The following is a 20223-nucleotide window of genomic DNA, read 5'->3' as shown; positions in this document are numbered from 1 at the left end:
TCTCATCTAGTTAACAGTTAGTAGGGAATTAATAAACGAATAATCTTGTCACGCGCATCTTTTTTTTATACCTTTGCAAAATGATTATGAGCAATTATAAAGAAATGAAGGTAAACAAAGTTTTATTTATTACACAGGAAATCACTCCTTACGTTTCAGAATCAGAAATGTCAAACACTGGCAGATATCTTCCTCAAGGTATACAGGAAAGAGGAAGAGAAATCAGAACTTTTATGCCTAAGTGGGGAAATGTAAATGAACGCAGAAATCAATTACACGAAGTCATCCGCCTTTCGGGTATGAACTTGATTATTGATGATACTGATCATCCATTGATAATTAAGGTTGCTTCTATTCAATCTGCGAGAATGCAGGTATATTTTATTGACAACGACGATTATTTCCAGCACCGACAGATTCTAACTGATGAAAACGGTGAGGAATATAATGACAATGAGGAGAGAGCAATATTTTATGCACGTGGTGTCCTTGAAACTGTAAAGAAACTTCGTTGGTGCCCAGATGTGATACATTGCCAAGGTTGGATGAGTGCATTTGTGCCTTTGTTTATAAAGAAAGCATATAAAGAGGAACCTTCATTCAGAAGTTCTAAAGTTATTTTTTCTGCTTTTGATGATGAATTCAAGCAAAACTTCCAAGACAATCTAAGTGATAAATTACTTTTAAAGGGTATTGAAAAGAGTGACATAGATAATGTTATTTCTGCTCCATACTCTCATGAAGCAATATATAAACTTGCAATTGAATATTCAGACGGAGTAATTCAGAACAGCGAAAAAATTAATCCTAATCTTATTGAATTTGCGAAAAGCAAAAATATACCATTCTTAGAATATCAGTCATCAGAGAATTATATGGATGCCGTTAATAACTTCTACGAAGAAGTTTGGGCAAATAGTCAAGAATAATCCAATTCCTATAAAAATGATAAGATTCAAATTCTTAAGCATACTTTTCGTCATGGCTCTATTATACAGCTGTGATGATACTACTCCTGGCATAGGTACATCAACAATACCTGAAGAAGATCACATTTTGTCTGACACAGCAAGCTACGAAATAACTACAAAATCTATTCTTGTTGATTCTGTATATGCACGTACAAGAACTGCCTACTTAGGTCGATATACAGACCCTGTTTTTGGAGAATTTAATGCTGATTTCATGGCTCAGTTTACATGTACAGACAACTTTGAGTTCCCAGAGACAATGCAAAATGTGAATAAATTGGATCTTTTTGTTCAATATACGGGATTCTACGGAGATTCTCTTGCTGCAATGAAGATGCAGATTGATACTCTAAACAGGGTTATTCCTGAAGAAGCAAAATCTAACTTCTATACATCTATAGACCCTTCTAAGTATTATAATAAAAATGCAAGTCCTATAGCTTCAGTTACATATTCTGCAGGTGGTGCCTCAGTAGATACTATTTTTACTAGCGGAACTACTAAAGTTTATAACCAGACTGTCAAGTTGCCTCTCTCTTTAGGTAAATTCATGCAGGATAAATATAAAGAGAACAAGAACAATTACAAAGATGCTTCACAGTTTATAAAGAATGTACTTAAAGGTTTTTATATTCATTGTGCCAGCGGTGATGGTTCTGTTATATATATCGACAACCTTGTTTTACAAATCTCTTTCAATTATCTTATTGAAAGTTCAACTGGAAAAGTTGACTCATTGGTTACCGGTATCTCTCGTTTTGCAGCAACAAAAGAGGTTATTCAAGTAAATCACTTCCAAAACTCATCAACATTGAAAGATTTGGCAAACGATAATAATTCAACTTATATCAAAACTCCTGCAGGTATAGTTACAGAAGCTATACTACCAATGGATAAAATTGAGCTAAGTCACTCTAAAGATACATTGAACTCTGCATCTGTTTCGTTTACTAAATATAACAGCGACGATTTGAATGCTAAGTATCCTATGGGTACTCCACAGTATCTTTTGATGATTAGGAAGAGTGATCTATATTCATTCTTCGAGAACAGCAAACTGCCTGACAGTAAAACCTCTTTTCTTACTACATTAGGAACAACTGCTGCAACTAAGAATCAATATACTTACTCAAATATTGCACGTCTAATCACTCATTGTTTAGCTGAGAAGAAAGCAGGATTGAAAAGTAATCCAAATTGGGTAAATGACAACCCTGATTGGAATAAAGTTGTATTAGTTCCTGTAAATGTTGAATATGACAGTAGCTCTACCAACCTTCAGTTATTAAAGTAACCAACTCACTTGGCATGCAAAGCATCAAATTGGTCGGTGGAAAAGACAAGCTTAAGATGAAACTTATCTATACTAAATTTTAAGATATAACAATAAACAACTAAAAGCCTGATAGTAATTATACTATTAGGCTTTTTTGTCTTATATAAATGAATAATCCAGAACCTGCTCTATACAATTTAGACCATATCTCCTAGTTGAATAAAGGAAATATTAAAAGTCTAAATGGTAATAAGAGAGAGTCTTAATTGAAACTGAGTTAGTAGTAAAATAAAATGGGAATGCATAATAAATGCATTCCCATAAATATATAGATATTATGAATATCAGATTCCTAAAGACTTACGTACTTCTTCAACCTTTTCTTCAGCTTCAGCATTAACTGCATTATAGCATTTTGGACATTCCATCTTACCCTTTATCTCCATATAGAATTTAATCTTAGGCTCAGTACCCGATGGGCGAACAGAAATCTTAGTGCCATCCTCAGTATACCACTGAAGAACATTTGAAGCTTCCGGCATATCAATATCAACTACATTGCCCTTGTCGTCTTTCTGTTTAAGAGTCTCATAGTCTTTTGTTATAATAACTTTAGATCCACCAATCTCTTTTGGAGTATTTGTACGGAAGTTTTCCATCATAGCCTTGATCTCTTCTGCTCCGCTCTTACCAGGACGTACTACGTTAACTGTTGTCTCTTTAGAGAAACCATATTGTACATATATATCCATGAGAACATCGAAGAGTGTCTTACCTTGGTCTTTAGCCCAAGCACAGATCTCAGCAAGAAGAGTACATGCAGAAACAGCATCTTTATCACGTACAAAGTCCTCAGCCAAGAAACCATAACTCTCTTCACCACCACCTATATATTGTTTCACACCTTCGCTAAGACGAATTTCACGTGCAATCCATTTAAATCCGGTGTAGCAATCACGCATCTCAATATTGTTATCGTCAGCAACAATCTTGATAAGTTCTGTAGTAACGATAGTCTTAACTATAAACTCCTTACCTGTCATCTTACCCATAGCCTTACGGTTGGTGATGATATAGTAAAGGAATAGAAGACATGTCTGATTACCATTGATAAGTACCCATTCACCTTTATCATTCTTGCAAGCCATACCTACACGGTCTGCATCAGGATCACTGGCCATAACGATATCGCCATCAATCTTTTTAGCAAGGTTAATAGCCATAGAGAGAGCTTCAGCATTTTCAGGGTTAGGAGAAACTACTGTTGGGAAATCTCCGCTTTTAACCATCTGTTCAGGAACACATGTCACATTCTCAAATCCAAGCTGCTTGAGTGCTCTTGGAATAAGCATCATACCTGTTCCATGGATAGGTGTATAAACAATCTTGAGATCTTTCTGACGTTTGATAACCTCCGGATCAATAGAGATTGACATGATCTTATCTAGATACTCTTTGTCGATCTTCTCACCAATTATTTCAATGAGATTTTTATTTCCATTGAAGTTTATATCTGCAGCAGAGCTTACATTGTTAACCTCATCAATAATACCTTTGTCATGTGGGGCAAGCACTTGTGCACCATCATCCCAGTAAGCTTTATATCCATTATACTCTTTAGGGTTATGTGAAGCGGTAAGTATTATACCACTCTGACAACCTAATGTACGGATAGCAAAAGACATCTCAGGAGTTGGACGCATATCTTCAAAAAGATATACCTTTATGCCATTAGCAGAGAAAATATCTGCTGATATTTCTGCAAAGAGACGACTATTATTTCTACAGTCATGGCCTACTACTACAGATATCTCTTTTCTATCACTGAAACATTTTTTCAAATAGTTTGCCAATCCCTGAGTAGCAGCGCCCACTGTGTAAATATTCATACGATTACTGCCAACTCCCATAATACCTCTCAATCCACCTGTACCAAATTCCAAGTCTTTATAGAAGGCCTCTATCAACTCTGTCTTGTCAGGGTTAGAGATTAATCTATTAATCTCAGCCTGAGTTTCTTTATCATATGCAGGAGAAAGCCATTTTTTTGCTTTTTCCGTAACCTGCTCTATAAGTTCTTTATTTTCCATAGAAAAAAATGTTGTTACTTATTATGTATATAACAAAAATATAGGATTTGTTTAATAAATCCTATACTTTTTATAGTTTATTCAATTCTAATTAATCACCTTATACCTATCTCCAGTGGCTTTTACCAATTCCTTAAGGAATTCCTCAGGATATCCAGGACGAATAAGTGGTGCACAATTTCCTGTCGCAGGGTGCATAATCGTACCATCGGCATTAGTCTTCTTTACAACACCATCATTATATTTTACAATAAGGAATTCTCCTAATTTCTTCCAAGTATCTACCGACATCTGAGAAGTCATACAACTATAATTAGTAAGGAAGTCAATAGCCTTTACAGGATCTTTTTCATAAAGAGAAAGAGCTGTTGTCTCAATACCATTCTGTGAATCAGCAAAGTTATCCTCAAGTTTCTTTTGAACTTCCTTCATATCACCAACCATAAGGCTATAACGAGGACGTATCATATCAGCTACCCAGTTATATATCCAGAAAGCAGAGTTCCAAGAGAACGTAACGCAATCAGCACTCTTATCATTATAACAATCTGCTACTTTTGTTGATGAGCAATATATAGGTGAGAATACAGTCATATTTGCATCATCATTTCCAAACCATAATACTCCACCAACAGGATCAGGCATAAATGAACGCATCTGAGCTACAAAAGTGAAAGCTGTCTGCTGAGTTGAGATTGGCCGCTCATTAAAGTACTCTTCTCCATCAACTTTAAATGAAAGTGGTGAAAGTCTGTATGGCATTTTGAAAGGACCTGCGCCTAAATCATTTGTTATATCAAGTGGAGTACCTTCATAGTGATCTCTCATAGCTTTCTGAATATCATGAACAGAGAGTTTCTTATCTATCTTGATATATAAAGGCATTGGCTCCTTAGTCTTACCCTGAGCATATGAAAGATACTTATCTCCTATCTCTTTATTGAACATATTAAAGAATGCCCATACCCTCGCCTCACAGTAACGTGCTCCACCGAAATCCAGAGGATTATAAGCATCAGCAAAACTGAACTCGTTATTAAGACCATTGAAATATCCCTTTTCTCTAGCAAAAGATATCACATCAGGTGAATAGAGACAGTTATCTTTATCGTTCATATCAAACTTATGAATGCGACTCTGGTTAGCATGTGCAGAGATGCAGTCATCAGGTATTCTTACAGCCACCCAAACAGCACCTTTAACTCCAGGACCTTTACCTATCATATCCATAATCCAAACCTCATTAGGATCGGCTATTGTAAAAGATTCCCCTTCACTGTAATAACCATATTCCTTTACCAGGTCAGTCATTATGCTTATTGCCTCTTTAGCTGTACGAGAACGCTGAAGTGCAACATATATAAGACTTCCATAATCCATTATAGCTGTAGAATCTACAAGTTCCTCTCTACCGCCGAATGTTGTTTCTCCAATAGTAACCTGGTACTGATTCATATTTCCAACTACATTGTATGTATTTGGTGCCTCTTTTATACTACCCAAGAACTTACCACTATCCCAATCATGTATTTCTCTCATACTTCCTTTAGGGTGTGTCGCAGCAGGGAAATGATATAACTCCCCAAACATACCATACGAGTCTGCCGAGTAGGATACAATGACAGATCCATCAACAGATGCATTTTTCCCTACTATCAGATTGGTACATGCTATTGCCTGTGAGAAACCGGCAACTAAAACAGCCAATAAAAACATTATCCTTTTTCCCATTGATAATTAGATGTCAATTTAATTATTAAAATATATATTTTTCTCTTACTATGTTTCCACAATTATCTTCCACAAAGACCTCCATGTTATGAGCATTACCTCTAACCAATGACAAAGGGTATTTCATAACCAATCTATTGTTTTTCAAACTATATGCAAAGATGTAAAATTTACCATCTATAAAGACTTTATAATTCTTTATTCCTGTCTCATTATCATATATCTTGAACTGTATATTTCCAGACTTCCAAAGTTTCTTTGACAATGGCAAAATTCTTGGAGCAATAGTATCTACAGCAATCGTGTATGTACCTAAATCTCTTATATTTGCCTTAATCCATCCGTCTTCAAACTTACTACCACCAATATAGTTCTTTCTTTTTCCTACGACTGAAGCAATATAGTATTTATTTGTATCTTTTACAGGTCTGTTCTTTAAACCTAACATCAATGTACAATAAGTATGTAAAGGTATAGGTTCATCATTTATCTGGTATATGTTTGCCAAATATGATGAGTCTTTACTAACCTTGTAGTTTAACTCTACATCATCATAAAGCACACCTTTTGGAATAGCAAGTTCAAATCCGGGCTCCTGAATTACATTTGCCCTGTTCCAATATAGCATTTTTCCTTTTGGTATAAATGGGTCAATATTACTTTTCTTACCTATTACAGTAAAGCTATATTGGTTCTTGTTACCATGAGCATCAGTTATCTGATACATAAATTGATAATTTCTCTCCTCATTTATCTCAACGATACCTCTATCATCATGGGATTCAACAAACCTCAATGGATTTCCAGGAAGAGAGAATGATCTAATAATCCATCTTCTATTTCGTTTAAGTTCACTGAAGTCAGTATATCCGTTTATCCTTCTGTTCTCATCCGACAAGACTCCGTTCATTTGACTACCAAAAATCTGTTTACCATCAAGGAATAGTTTTATCTGATATATGCCATAATGGTTATTGGTATTGTTCATATAGTCAAATGCCTTAATACCGATTCCAATTTTTCCCCATGCTGTGATAGGTCTGGATAGTGCATTCATTGGAATAATCTTCTTCTCTTGAGATCCATTTACAACACCAGTACCCTTCTCCGGGTAAATAGCTATAAGTTGTGCTACCGGAGCACGTTTATCTGCTATTATATCTTTATAGAAAATAAGTGGGTTGACATACTCATTTGTCTGGCTGTTTCTTATTTCGAAATGTAGGTGTGGCCCGAATGACATTCCTTCATTACCACTTGACGCGATGAAATCTCCAGCTTTGAATTTAATGAAGTTGGGTTCAAATTTCAAGTCTACAGCAAATGTCTCATGTCTCAACTGATAATCTTTAATCACCTTCTCAACAGCAGATGAGAAGTTCTTTATGTGACCATATACTGAAGTATATCCGTTGTAATGAGTTATGAATAGTGCATTGCCATAGCCTCCTGCCATAACAAGAACCCTACTTACATATCCGTCAGCGATACAGTAAACAGGTTTCCCAACGACTCCGCCTGTCTTAATATCAAAACCACCATGAAAATGGTTTCCTCTGAGTTCTCCGAAATTTGCACTTAATAATAGAGGGAATTTAAAAGGCGAAATAAATGAATCCTTGGTAATGGTCTGTGCTTTTATTGTGAAAGAACTAAATAGTAATGTTATAATAGTGGCTAATTTACAAATATTCATCTTCTTACATTTTATCAACTATCGATATATCAATCATCATATAAAATATGAATATACCTATGAATCTCTTTTTCTACAAAAATACAAAATATAATCTTTATTCATCAATTATACCGAGATCAAAGATAAACTTTATGATAAAAAAAGTTTTCTATAACAATCGTTTTAAAAATCTTATTTGTTTCTTTACAATAACCAATAACAATTAAATCTTAATATTATGATAATAGGAATACCAAAAGAGATAAAAAGCAATGAGAACAGAATCTCATTGACTCCTGCCGGGGCAAAGGAATTAGTCAGCAGAGGACATATTGTTTATGTTCAGCACAATGCCGGAATAAACAGCGGCTTTACAGATAAAAACTACATAGATTCAGGAGCTTTAATACTATCATGCATAGAGGATATCTATAATAGTTCTGAAATGATAGTTAAGGTTAAGGAGCCTATTGAGGAAGAGCATTCTCTGATCAAAGAGAATCAGATTGTCTTTACATATTTCCATTTTGCTAGTGATGAAGAGCTAACAAAAGCAATGTTGAAATCTAAAGCAATATGTATTGCCTACGAGACAGTGAAAGATAGAAGTGGACAGTTACCACTTCTAGTCCCTATGAGCGAAGTAGCCGGAAAGATGTCCGTTCAAGAGGGAGCACGCTTTCTGGAAAGGCCACAAGGAGGAAAAGGAAAGCTTCTTGGTGGTGTACCAGGCGTATTGCCTGCTAAAGTGCTGGTACTAGGGGGAGGTATTGTTGGTACTAACGCAGCTCTAACAGCAGCAGGGACAGGAGCCGATGTAACAATATGTGATATATCATTAAATAGACTAAGAGAACTATCTGAATTTCTACCTAAGAATGTGAACACACTGTACTCTTCAAGAAGTAATATAGAGAATGAGTTAAAAAAAACTGACCTAGTAATTGGAGCTGTACTGATTCCCGGTGCAAAAGCTCCACATATTGTAACACATGATATGCTTTCATTAATGGAGAAAGGTTCAGTTCTTGTTGACGTTGCTATCGACCAAGGCGGAGCATTTGAAACATCACATCCAACTACTCATGATGATCCAATATTTATTGTTGATGGTATTGTACACTATTGTGTGGCTAACATACCGGGAGCAGTTCCTACTACATCAACTTTGGCACTTACCAATGCCACATTATCTTATGTGATAAAGTTGGCTGATAACGGATGGCAAAAAGCCTGTCAAGAAGATCAAGGATTAAATGAAGGATTGAACATCATAGCAGGCAAGATAGTATATCCAGCACTAAAGTTGCAGTATAAGAACTTATAGAACTATTTAGAGGTCGCTCTTACAACCTTTATGCTGAGTTCATAAAGTAGATATATTGGCATAGCAACCATCAATAATGTGAAAATATCGCTTGTCGGCGTAATAATCGCTGCAACAATCAAAATGATTATTATTGCATGACGGCGATATTTATTCATGAATTTTGAATTTAGAAAACCAAGTTTTGCAAATAACCAACAGAGTATAGGTAACTCGAATACTATTCCCATCATCATACTCAACATCATAAGTGTGTCCATATATGATGTTAGTGTTATTAAATTCTCTACTTCAGGACTTACCTGATAAGTACCAAGAAAGCGGAATGTTAGCGGGAATATCACAAAATAGTTCAGCAGAACTCCTGATATAAAAAGTATATAACCCCAAAATATTATACGCAATGAGTATCTCTTCTCATTATCGTAAAGAGCAGGAGAAACAAATCTGAAAAGCTGATATATGATATATGGAGAACTGACTATCACACCTGCATACAAAGCGGCGTTCATATGTATAAGGAACTGAGAGGCTAGTTGAGTGTTTATTAGCGGAATGTCAAACTTCTCCGGACTAATTGATGTTACACCAAATAGCTCAGCAATTTTATAAAAGAACCTATATGTGATGAAATTACTATCCTTTGGAGCAAGTATAATATCGAAAAGAGGTTTTTTAAAGCAGAAAGCTACAACCATAACTCCAATTACGGCTATTGCTATACGAAAAAGAACACGTCTTAACTCTTCCAGATGGTCCCAAAATGTAAGCTCAGTTTCTGCTTTTGCCACGTTTATTTCTTCTCCTCTTTATTATCTTCTTTCTTATCGGAATTTTTCTCTTCTACTTCAATTCCATTGATTCCATCCTTGAAGCTCTTAACTCCTTTACCAAGGCCTTTCATTAGTTCAGGTATTTTCTTTCCCCCAAAGAGTAACAATACAATAAGAACAATAAATATTAGTTCCGGTCCGCCAAGACCTAAAAGCATTAATGTCATTTCCATAGTGTTAATTATTTACGACAAAGATATACAAACAAAGATATTTATTACAAAAAAGAGACCTCTTTTTCGTAATAAGAAATATTAATAAAATTGCAAAATAAGTTATTGAACTATTTTATATATATTAGCACTATATTTAAAGAGAATATAATATGAAAAGCTTAAAATACTATGTAATACTTTTGTGTACATCATTTGCTTTAAATGGTTTTGCACAGAATAAAAGTTGTACCGGAAGTGAGTATACAACTAATGAACTATTCTACCGCGCTAGTGCTAATGGTTCAAGCATGGATGTTACAGCATCCAAGAAAAAAGCTTTGTCAAATGCCCGTAACACCATCATCACAGATATATTTTCTAAAATTGAGAGTGCAATAGGTAAACAGAAAGGTGATGCGATGTATAAGAAAAAGATGCTTGACCTCTCTATGGCTGCCATAAGACAAGAGGCTGGAAATATCAAAGTAATTTGTGAAAACAGTAACCAAATTAATCAGAAATATGAAAGCAATGTTGTTGTGGAAATAAATAAAGAGAGTGTGATAACAAAAATTATCAATCAGATAACCAGTGATAACACACTCAAGCCTTTATTCGATGTAGATCTGTTCAAGAAAAACTTATGATATAAGGATATATCCAAGGGATAAAAGACTTATTGTAATCCAAAGGAGAACTCCTTGTATAAGTGGCCTAACTCCTACCTTCTTCAACACATCCACAGACAGTGATGCGCCGATAAAAAACATAGTTAGGATAAGCCCTTTTCTTGCTAAAGAAGCTATACCATGACCCACTTGAGTCATGCCATTCATAAAATATGTATTCAGCACTATTGCGATAATGAAATAGAATATAAACCAAGGAATGGCTATCTTCTTACCACCAGACTTAAATATGAGTGCAGTTACAAGTGCCACGGGTATGATCCATAATGCACGCGTAAGCTTTATTGTAGTTGCTACTTTCAATGCCTCTTCACCATATGCTGCACCTGCTCCTACTACAGAACTAGTGTCATGTATTGCTATTGCCGCCCATGTACCAAACTGTTGCTGATCCAATCCAATATAATGCCCAATTATAGGGAAAATAAAGAGAGCTATAGCATTTAGTATAAATATTGTTGCTAAAGCAACAGACATGTCACTCTCTTTAGCCTTAATAATAGGTCCTACTGCTGCTATTGCACTACCTCCGCATATAGCTGTTCCTGAACTTATAAGATATGATGTTTCACGATTTATTTTTAAGAACCTATAACCTATTAGCATACCAATAATTAATGTTCCGGCAACAGATATTATGGTAAATTCCATCCCTTGTCTGCCAGAAGCCAAGGATTCATGAAGATTCATGCCAAATCCAAGACCTACAACACAATACTGAAGTAGATATTTTGAAACTTTCTTATTAAACTTAGGATAAGCTTCACCACAAATCAGTGCAAAAGCAAGTCCAAGAAAGAGAGAAAGAGGTGGAGTCATATAACCTGCGAAAAAAGATAACCAGGGAATATAATCCATGATAAGAAATAGAGTTATAACTGAAATAAGAGTGAAATAGATCTTTTTGTTGTGATTTTGTAGAAAAGTAATTGACATGTTTATCTTGTTTAAATAATTAATCTCTTTGTCGCAGCAAAGGTAATACAAGAGTAGTTACCATACCAATCGTATTTTTTTATCCGCTATAACTTTTGTTTATAATGCATCGCATAATCCATGAAAAGAGAGGGAATGCCACCATCATCTCCATGGAGGCGTACGAAATTGAAATTTCGGTTGAATACACAATCACGTATATCAACAATCCTGAATCTCTCTTGATTCAACTCTCTACGGATAGACCTTACGGACACAATGCTCATACAGTCACTATTCTCGATGTATAGTTTGATGCTCTCCGTACTACCAAGATGCATCACTATATTAAGATCTGATAGCCTGATATTATAATTAGATAATACATTGACAATGACGTCCAAAGTGCCTGAACCTATCTCACGCAAGACCAATGGAATATCCTTAAGTTTATCTACAGAAATTTCTTCAAGATTTTTCCACTTTCCTCCGACTCTCGTTATCAATACCAATTCATCATCCATGAAATATGTATATTTCAGCGCAGGTTGCTTTATGTTGCCCTCAACAATAGCAATATCTATGCTATGTCCCTGAAGCTCCTTCTCTATTGTTGTAGAATTACCACTAGTGAGGTTAAGTGTTATATCAGGAAACCTGTCTACAAAACTTGCTAGCAATGGTGGCAGAACATATTGTGAGATAGTAGTACTAGCACCAACCCTCAATTCACCTACAAAACGATTCTTCAGGAGATTCATCTCATACTCCAACTTACCATAGTCATCAAGAATTTTATCACAATGTTCTAGAAGTAGTTTACCTGAGTCAGTCAACTGAATCTTATTTCCAAGACGTTCAAAAAGTCGCGTATTATATACAGTCTCCAGCTCATGTATATGTTTGGTTATAGCCGGTTGGCTTATGTAAAGCTCTTGAGAAGCCTTGGTAAAGCTTAAGTTACGAGCTACACAGATGAATACTTTTAATCTGAAGTCTGATGACATAATTACTTTAGTTCGTCTGCCCTTATTCCAAGGGATTTCATAAGTGCATAACCCATAGTTTCCCACTTAGCATTAGAAGGAAGAGTAACAGGATTCATTCCAAAGAGAGTAATATTATCTTTACCATCTACTTTTGAAACAACATTACTGAGTTCCTCATCAGATATCTCTTCAGAAGGAATGATTATTGCATTCTTAACATCTGCAGAGTCAAGCACAACCTTCATAGATTCTTTGAACAGTTCATCTCTTGTTACCATGTCCGAAGGTTGGAAACAGAATAGAGAAAACTCTCCCAAATTACTCTTAAATGCCATATTCTCTATTTCGTTCTTCAAAGAAGATGGGTTGAATGATTTTAACTCATCATTTCCCGAGTCATATATAAATATTACCTGAATAGAGTTTTCTTCTGATTTCACATCTGCTTCAAGATATAAACACTCAAGGAATAAAGCTAGATCTGCTTTTGGCAGTTCACGTGAAAGAATACTAGAAAAGTGTCTTCTGAAATCAGAAGCTACATTCTCTATAAACGCAACATCGATTAACAGTAGAGTATCTGTGAATTTAATATTTTCCTTATCCATCGTAATTGATTTTGAGATTCAAAGATATGTATAAATAGCTTGTCATTAAAATTGTGATGTGCCTTTTTGTTATAATACAAGACTTTTTTTCTTGAAATCAAAGAGTTAACATGTCAATTTGTCCACTTATCTCTACTTCAATGGTACATTTAATAAATGGCAGCAAATTTGATGTTTATATTATGTTACGTTTGTGAACAAATACTAGATTGGTATGTTTCACATAAGTAGCCTAGTTAATGATAGAAGGAATAAAAATAAAGAAAATATGGATTTTAACAACTTTACAATTAAATCACAAGAGGCTATTCAGCAAGCAGTGAATATAACCCAAGCTCATGGTGAACAGACCATTGAACCTGTACACTTGCTTGCCGGAGTGCTTAAAGTTGGAGAAAATGTAACCAACTTTGTCTTCCAGAAACTTGGCGTCAATGGAGCGCAGATTGCACTTGTTGTCGACAAACAGATTGAATCATTGCCTAAGGTATCAGGTGGTGAACCTTACCTAAGCCGTGAAAGTAATGATGTACTTCAGAAAGCTAACAAGTTATCAAAGGATATGGGCGATGAGTTTGTTCCTCTTGAGGCTATTCTTTTAGCTATTGTGAAGAGCAATAACACTGCATCAACTATTCTTAAAGATGCAGGGTTGACAGAGAATGAATTGAAATCCGCCATAACAGAATTAAGGAAAGGAGAAAAAGTTACATCTCAATCCAGCGAAGATACATATCAATCGCTGAACAAATATGCAATAAACCTTAATGAAGCTGCAAGAAGCGGAAAGCTTGACCCTGTTATTGGTCGTGATGAAGAGATAAGACGTGTTCTGCAAATTTTAAGTCGTAGAACAAAGAACAACCCTATACTTATAGGAGAACCAGGTACCGGAAAGACTGCTATCGTAGAGGGTCTTGCCCATCGTATCATTCGTGGTGATGTACCTGAGAACCTTAAAGATAAGCAGATATTCTCACTTGATATGGGTGCATTGGTAGCAGGTGCAAAATATAAAGGTGAATTTGAGGAGAGACTTAAGTCTGTTATCAACGAGGTGACTAAATCAGATGGAAACATAATCTTATTCATTGATGAGATTCATACACTGGTAGGTGCAGGTAAAAGTGAAGGTGCAATGGATGCCGCAAATATTCTTAAACCTGCTCTAGCCCGTGGTGAGTTGAAGAGTATAGGTGCAACAACACTTGACGAGTATCAGAAATATTTCGAGAAAGACAAAGCACTTGAGCGTCGTTTCCAAACAGTTATGGTTAGCGAGCCTGATGTGATGAGCACAATCTCAATTCTTCGTGGATTGAAAGAACGTTACGAAAATCATCACCAGGTACGTATCAAGGACGAGGCAATAATAGCAGCTGTTGAATTGAGTAACAGATATATAACTGACCGTTTCCTTCCTGATAAAGCTATTGACTTAATGGATGAGGCAGCAGCAAAACTGAGAATGGAACGTGACTCTGTTCCTGAGAATTTGGATGAGATATCACGTCACATTAAACAGTTGGAAATAGAGCGTGAAGCTATAAAGAGGGAGAAAGATGAATCTAAGCTACAGCAGTTGAGCAAAGAGATTGCTGAACTTAAAGAGCAAGAGTATTCCTACAAAGCAAAATGGGAAAGCGAAAAAAATCTTGTAAATAAGATACAAAGCAATAAAAAAGAGATCGAAAACCTTAAGTTTGAGGCCGAGAAGGCTGAACGTGAGGGTGATTATGGCAAGGTTGCCGAAATTAGGTATGGTAAACTCCAGGCACTTGAGCAAGAGATTAAAGATGTACAGGAAAAACTAAAACAGATGCAAGGTGACTCAGCTATGATCAAAGAAGAGGTGGTAGCAGAGGATATTGCAGATGTAGTCTCTAAATGGACTGGAATACCTGTAAACAAGATGCTGCAGAGTGAACGTGACAAGCTACTTAACCTTGAGAAAGAGCTTCATCTGAGAGTTGTTGGTCAAGAAGAGGCTATTGAGGCTGTATCTGATGCAATAAGAAGAAGTCGTGCCGGACTTCAGGATCCAAAACGTCCTATAGGCTCATTCATTTTCTTAGGTACAACCGGCGTTGGTAAAACAGAACTTGCAAAAGCTCTTGCCGATTACCTTTTCGACGACGAGACGCTTATGACACGTATAGATATGAGTGAGTATCAGGAGAAGTTCTCTGTATCAAGATTGATCGGAGCGCCTCCGGGATATGTTGGATATGATGAAGGTGGTCAACTTACCGAGGCTGTAAGACGTAAACCATATTCCGTTGTACTATTCGACGAGATCGAGAAGGCACATCCTGATGTGTTCAACATCTTGCTTCAAGTGTTGGATGACGGACGTCTTACTGACAACAAAGGTAGAGTAGTAAACTTCAAGAATACCATAATAATCATGACATCTAACCTTGGAAGTTCATATATACAACAGCAGTTCGAGAATATGAACGATAGCAATAAAGAGATTGTCATTGCGGATACAAGAAAAGAGGTTATGGATATGCTTAAAAAGACTATACGTCCTGAGTTTCTGAACCGTATTGATGATATAATAATGTTCTTACCGCTTTCAAAAGAGCAAATAGAAGAGATTGTAAATATTCAGATAGGCTCAATAAAGAAAATGCTTGAAAAGAATGGAGTCAAGTTGCAACTCACCGACTCTGCAACAGAGTTCTTGGCAAATATGGGATATAATCCTGAATTTGGAGCCCGTCCTGTGAAAAGAGCTATACAGCGTTATTTACTCAACGACCTCTCAAAGAAATTATTGGCCAATGAGGTTGAAAAGGATAAAACTATTATTGTTGAACATGGAGCCGATGGATTGGTATTCAGAAACTGATAGTGTTACATTATAAGCAAAAAAGGAGAGATGATAAAATCATCTCTCCTTTTTTGTATCTATTACACCAATCCCGACAGTACATAACACCATCAAAGTTGGAGAATTTTTATTATAAGAAATTATTCTGCTTCATTAGCTTCACTTTCTGCTTCAGCTTCAGCTACAGAAAAATCAGAAATTCCATTTTCAATAAGAAGGTTATACCACAAAAGAAGTTTCTTTATATCGCTTGCATGTACTCTATCACGATCGAAATTAGGAAGAACTTCACCAAAGTAATCAAACAACTCAGAATTTGATGCTTTCTTATAGTTAATAGTTGCAGCAGCACCATTCTCTTTATTCTTAACCGATTCAAGAACATCACTTAGCGCTACCTCCTCAGCATCAGTATACATAGCTATATCGCCTAAAGATATCACTTTCTCACTTGCATATACAGGAATTCTTTTCTTAGCTACATCTATAGTCTCTACAATAAGCATATTCTTACCTTGAGAAATAAGATTATATAATCCAGGTTTACCTGATATTGATAAAATTGTTTTCAACATATTGTTCTATTTTATATTTCTAATTGAGGCAGCAAAAGTACTATTACACCTTTAAACTCCCAAATTATTACTCTCTAAATTCTTTTAATAATTGCTCAATAACCTTTTTTACTTGAAGAATCAGCTCAACATCTCCACTATTATCAATTACATAGTGAGATAAATGTCTCTTTTTTTCATCATCCATCTGAGCAGAAATACGTGCTTTAATCTCATCTCGACTAGCATTATCTCTTGCCATTGCTCTCTCAATTCTCAACTCTAATGGAGCATAAACCATCACTACTCTATCTACATACTTATCAAATCCTGATTCAAATAGAATAGCAGACTCCATACCAATAATATTACTATAGTAATGTTCTTTACTCCACTTAAGAAAATCCATATATACATAAGGATGTATGATGGAATTAACAAGAAGTCTATTACAATCCGAAGAAAAGATAAAATCTGCAAGTAGTTTCTTGTTTAAAATGCCACCTTTATAGCACTCATCTCCCAATATATCAATAAGTCTATCTTTTATTTCAATACTTGATGATACGATCTTTTTAGAGTTCTCATCAGCATTGTATATCGGTACATCAAAAGACTCAAAGATCGAAGAAACATACGATTTACCGCTACCTATGCCTCCAGTTATCGCAATTTTAATCATTCTTCAATAAGATAATCTACTTTAGTAGGATTTAAAGTTATATGTTTTACAAACGAAGGGTATGATTTCAATACTATGGTACATTTATCATCCTTACTATTTGCCAAATCTTCATAGTTCACGCAGATAAAGAAATCATCAGGAGTGACATTCTTAAAGTTCTTGAGTCCGATTTGGAAATTCACCTTTACTTTTGATGGAAATGTACGCAAGGTCTTCCCTACCGGAAAATTAACACCTTGAATAGGAACATCCAGACTCTTCTCTGAATATATATCAACAGCCAATCTTAACTTTACTTTAGACGGTATAAATTTAGCACCATTTACCTTTGCCAAGTCAACCTCTATATTTTTGGTTTCTCCAATATTCTCCATGTATATCGGTGTTGTATATGCAACATTTATTTTATCCAAAATCTGAGATGGTGCATATACACTCACTGAATCAGGGTTGTATACAATATTAGATATGTAGTAACTCCTTTTGGGAGTTATATCACCTTTTATCTGTACCGGAATTTTCTTTGATTTACCTAGTGTATATATAAAATCAAACTTTTCCGGTTTTATAGATAAAAGCTTGGTTGACTGGTTAAGCTGATAAGTTATGATTTTGTTGAATCTCTCTGTTAATATTTCAACTTTATTCTTTTCATTATACAGGTCCATGAAGTTGATTTCTACAGGAGAAATTGTTTTACCAAGGAAGTAGTTTATAAGAATTGTTCCTTTGTCTCTCAAAACAACTTTCAAATCACTAGGTATCTCAGATGTTATCAATGCATTCTTTGGAACATTTGTAACCTTTACTGGTATAGCGACCTCTGCCTCATATACGTCATTCAGAGTCTGTAATAGCCAGAATAGAGAAGCTACAAAAATAAAAAACAAGAAAATCAGGAAATCTCTATTGACTTTCATCAATAGAAACGACCTGATTATTCTAGATATCTTTAAATAATTAATAATATCCTTCCGTTTAGCGGACATCTTTTATTTTTTATTTTGCTGCTGGTTTGCTGCATCAGCAAATATAGAGTTTTTATCAATCTTAATTCTAACACTAGGAGCTATTTCCAAAGTAACAGTATTATCATCTAGATCTTTAATCTTTCCATAAATACCACCTGCAGTAATAACATCCTGCCCTATTTCAAGGCTCTTGCGGAAGTTTGCTATTGCTTTTTGTTTCTTATTCTGTGGACGTATCATGAAGAAATACATAATAGCAAAAATTGCTACCATCATTATCAGGAAAGTGTAATCACCACCTGCTGCGCCTTGCTGTAAGAATACGAATGATAAATTCATGATTTAATTTTTTTTAGTTAGTATTATAGTATTAACAAAGTTATCAATTTTTCGTTAACTTATTATCTTTTTTTAATTGATTAACTATTCCGTCAAGAGTACCATTAATAAAACCGCCACTCTTGCCTGTGCTATATAGCTTAGCAATCTCTACATATTCATTCAAAGAGACATTGATAGGAATATTTGGGAAACTCAAGATCTCAGCTAATGCGATCTGCATGATAAGCATGTCCATAAATGCAATTCTGTCAATATCCCAGTTTCTTGTTCCTTCTGCAACAAGATGACGATAGTAATCAGCATTCAAAACAGCACGTCTGAAAAGACGGCTTGCAAACTCCTTATCTTCTTCGTCTTTAAATTCAGGAAGTAACTCTTGTTTACCGCCTTTCTTCTCCTCAAATCTCTTTATAGTTTTTAGAACAAATGTATCAACTATCTCTTTGTCATCGTTCCAATACAAACTTTGATCCTCAAGTACCTGATCTAAGTCTGCATCTGTAAAGATAATCTTTTTGTACAGTTTTCTCCAAAGATCTTTATCGTCTTCATATGAAGATAAATCGCTCTCCATATACTCTTTGTAGATATCACTATTCTCTATCTTTTCAAACAGTTGTTTGATATATTCAGGTTCATTATCCCAGGTCTTCTTTTGATTATTAACAAAATCAAGTAGTTGTTTATTCTCAGAGAGCTGAGCTATGAACTTATTGTTTACAAATTTACTATTCGGGTTTAAGTCGTCTTGTGTTGGAGATAACCTGTTTTTTGCTGAAGCCTGTTTTTTGCCAGCATATTTTGTCACCTCAACCATAAGTAATAAAAGGTAATTGTAAAGGTCATAAGCCTTAGCTAGGCTGTAGAACAACTCCTTTTCTGCAGTTTCAAGGTTTTTTCCTCCATTCTGATAATATGCATATATTATCTGAACGACCTTGAGACGGATAAGAACTCTATTAATCATAATTCAAAATAAAATTATTTTAGGAAATGCAAAATTAGGTATTTCAATTGACTCCTCACAATATAATTACATTTTTTAATTGAAAAACTACCATAAGTACGATTAATTTTTTGCTTTACCGAAGTTTCTGAAATATTTTTTTGTCAATTTAAAAAAAATGACCAAATTTGGCTTCCGTTACTTAATGAAAATTGATATGGAAGATAATAAAAAGAAAAACACAGTTGAAAATGACAAGGAGATAGTTTTTTCAAAAGCTGTTAAAGCAGGCAAACGAATCTATTACTTAGATGTCAAGAAGAACAGAAAAGATGAAATGTTCCTTGCTATAACAGAGAGCAAAAAAGTCGTTTCAGGAGAAGGTGATGATTCATTGGTTAGTTTTGAGAAACATAAAATATTTCTTTACAAAGAAGACTTCGAAAAGTTCATGGGAGGACTTCAACAAGCTATACAATTTATTGCAGATGAACAAGGTCCTATAGCATCTAACTACAGTTGCGAAAATGAGGCAAATGAAGAATGTTGCGTTGAAAAAGAGGAGAAAGGAGCAATAAAGATTGATATAGACTTCTAAATATTAATCAAATAGAGTTTCAAAAA

General features: G+C 35.0%; 19 protein-coding genes. 6 read left to right on the top strand and 13 right to left on the bottom strand.

The window, feature by feature from the left end; translation table 11 throughout:
* The first annotated feature begins 104 nt into the window (after window positions 1-104).
* Together JCM15092_RS06055 and JCM15092_RS15180 are read left to right on the top strand one after the other, a co-directional pair.
* Complete coding sequence (locus JCM15092_RS06055; RefSeq protein ID WP_024993878.1) at window positions 105-929, top strand: glycogen/starch synthase; 825 nt, start codon at window positions 105-107, stop codon at window positions 927-929.
* 16 nt (window positions 930-945) lie between these two features.
* On the top strand, window positions 946-2265 hold the full coding sequence (locus JCM15092_RS15180; protein ID WP_235782287.1) for a DUF4270 domain-containing protein: 1320 nt from the start codon (window positions 946-948) through the stop codon (window positions 2263-2265).
* Window positions 2266-2591: 326 nt separating this feature from the next.
* Here the strand turns inward: JCM15092_RS15180 and JCM15092_RS06045 are convergent, their stop codons facing one another.
* The 3 genes from JCM15092_RS06045 to JCM15092_RS06035 form a co-directional block, all read right to left on the bottom strand.
* Complete coding sequence (locus tag JCM15092_RS06045) at window positions 2592-4337, bottom strand: phospho-sugar mutase (protein WP_024993877.1); 1746 nt, start codon at window positions 4335-4337, stop codon at window positions 2592-2594.
* An 87-nt stretch (window positions 4338-4424) separates the two neighbouring features.
* On the bottom strand, window positions 4425-6068 hold the full coding sequence (locus tag JCM15092_RS06040) for a C69 family dipeptidase (RefSeq protein ID WP_024993876.1): 1644 nt from the start codon (window positions 6066-6068) through the stop codon (window positions 4425-4427).
* 25 nt (window positions 6069-6093) lie between these two features.
* Window positions 6094-7764 (bottom strand): M23 family metallopeptidase, encoded by a 1671-nt coding sequence (locus JCM15092_RS06035; RefSeq protein ID WP_034541634.1) that lies wholly within the window; start codon window positions 7762-7764, stop codon window positions 6094-6096.
* A 220-nt stretch (window positions 7765-7984) separates the two neighbouring features.
* On the opposite strand from JCM15092_RS06035, the gene ald reads away from it, so the two are divergent.
* The gene (gene ald / locus JCM15092_RS06030) at window positions 7985-9073 is read left to right on the top strand and encodes an alanine dehydrogenase (protein ID WP_024993874.1); all 1089 of its coding nucleotides are present in this window, start codon (window positions 7985-7987) and stop codon (window positions 9071-9073) included.
* Between the two features lie 2 nt (window positions 9074-9075).
* Here ald and tatC read toward each other — a convergent pair whose 3' ends face one another.
* Together tatC and JCM15092_RS06020 are read right to left on the bottom strand one after the other, a co-directional pair.
* The gene (gene tatC, locus JCM15092_RS06025; RefSeq protein ID WP_024993873.1) at window positions 9076-9864 is read right to left on the bottom strand and encodes a twin-arginine translocase subunit TatC; all 789 of its coding nucleotides are present in this window, start codon (window positions 9862-9864) and stop codon (window positions 9076-9078) included.
* 2 nt (window positions 9865-9866) lie between these two features.
* Window positions 9867-10079 (bottom strand): Sec-independent protein translocase subunit TatA/TatB, encoded by a 213-nt coding sequence (locus tag JCM15092_RS06020; protein ID WP_024993872.1) that lies wholly within the window; start codon window positions 10077-10079, stop codon window positions 9867-9869.
* A 152-nt stretch (window positions 10080-10231) separates the two neighbouring features.
* Here JCM15092_RS06020 and JCM15092_RS06015 point away from each other — a divergent pair, with 152 nt between their 5' ends.
* Window positions 10232-10708, top strand: coding sequence for a hypothetical protein (locus JCM15092_RS06015; RefSeq protein ID WP_024993871.1), 477 nt, complete (start codon window positions 10232-10234; stop codon window positions 10706-10708).
* Here the strand turns inward: JCM15092_RS06015 and JCM15092_RS06010 are convergent.
* The 3 genes from JCM15092_RS06010 to JCM15092_RS06000 all read right to left on the bottom strand — a co-directional run bounded on the left by JCM15092_RS06010 (window position 10703) and on the right by JCM15092_RS06000 (window position 13262).
* Window positions 10703-11686 (bottom strand): YeiH family protein, encoded by a 984-nt coding sequence (locus JCM15092_RS06010; protein ID WP_034541617.1) that lies wholly within the window; start codon window positions 11684-11686, stop codon window positions 10703-10705. The two genes, JCM15092_RS06015 and JCM15092_RS06010, sit on opposite strands and share 6 nt — an antisense overlap.
* A gap of 86 nt (window positions 11687-11772) precedes the next feature.
* Window positions 11773-12672 carry a LysR substrate-binding domain-containing protein gene (locus JCM15092_RS06005; RefSeq protein ID WP_024993869.1) on the bottom strand — a complete coding sequence of 300 codons (900 nt, stop codon included), beginning with the start codon at window positions 12670-12672 and terminating at the stop codon, window positions 11773-11775.
* A 2-nt stretch (window positions 12673-12674) separates the two neighbouring features.
* Window positions 12675-13262 carry a DUF6621 family protein gene (locus tag JCM15092_RS06000; protein ID WP_024993868.1) on the bottom strand — a complete coding sequence of 196 codons (588 nt, stop codon included), beginning with the start codon at window positions 13260-13262 and terminating at the stop codon, window positions 12675-12677.
* A gap of 268 nt (window positions 13263-13530) precedes the next feature.
* Between JCM15092_RS06000 and clpB the strand changes: the two genes are divergently transcribed.
* Window positions 13531-16119, top strand: a complete 2589-nt coding sequence (clpB, locus tag JCM15092_RS05995) for an ATP-dependent chaperone ClpB (RefSeq protein ID WP_024993867.1) — start codon at window positions 13531-13533, stop codon at window positions 16117-16119.
* Between the two features lie 122 nt (window positions 16120-16241).
* Here the strand turns inward: clpB and JCM15092_RS05990 are convergent, their stop codons facing one another.
* From JCM15092_RS05990 to nusB, 5 genes are all read right to left on the bottom strand, one after another.
* A complete protein-coding gene (locus JCM15092_RS05990) occupies window positions 16242-16676 on the bottom strand; it encodes a DUF5606 family protein (RefSeq protein ID WP_024993866.1) in 435 nt (144 codons plus the stop codon).
* Between the two features lie 67 nt (window positions 16677-16743).
* The gene (coaE, locus tag JCM15092_RS05985) at window positions 16744-17337 is read right to left on the bottom strand and encodes a dephospho-CoA kinase (RefSeq protein ID WP_024993865.1); all 594 of its coding nucleotides are present in this window, start codon (window positions 17335-17337) and stop codon (window positions 16744-16746) included.
* Window positions 17334-18260 (bottom strand): CdaR family protein, encoded by a 927-nt coding sequence (locus JCM15092_RS05980; protein WP_334166514.1) that lies wholly within the window; start codon window positions 18258-18260, stop codon window positions 17334-17336. The genes coaE and JCM15092_RS05980 overlap by 4 nt, the downstream gene beginning before the upstream one ends.
* Before the next feature lie 72 nt (window positions 18261-18332).
* Entirely contained in the window at window positions 18333-18650 is a 318-nt protein-coding gene (gene yajC, locus JCM15092_RS05975) for a preprotein translocase subunit YajC (protein WP_024993863.1), read from the bottom strand.
* Between the two features lie 43 nt (window positions 18651-18693).
* Window positions 18694-19620 (bottom strand): transcription antitermination factor NusB, encoded by a 927-nt coding sequence (gene nusB / locus JCM15092_RS05970; RefSeq protein WP_024993862.1) that lies wholly within the window; start codon window positions 19618-19620, stop codon window positions 18694-18696.
* A 196-nt stretch (window positions 19621-19816) separates the two neighbouring features.
* On the opposite strand from nusB, the gene JCM15092_RS05965 reads away from it, so the two are divergent.
* Entirely contained in the window at window positions 19817-20197 is a 381-nt protein-coding gene (locus JCM15092_RS05965; protein ID WP_024993861.1) for a PUR family DNA/RNA-binding protein, read from the top strand.
* Window positions 20198-20223 lie beyond the last annotated feature (26 nt).

The organism is Phocaeicola paurosaccharolyticus JCM 15092, from assembly GCF_000613805.1.
GTDB lineage: Bacteria > Bacteroidota > Bacteroidia > Bacteroidales > Bacteroidaceae > Phocaeicola > Phocaeicola paurosaccharolyticus.
The sequence above is the reverse complement of the archived record's forward strand: the minus strand, read 5'-3'. Positions and strand labels throughout refer to the sequence as shown.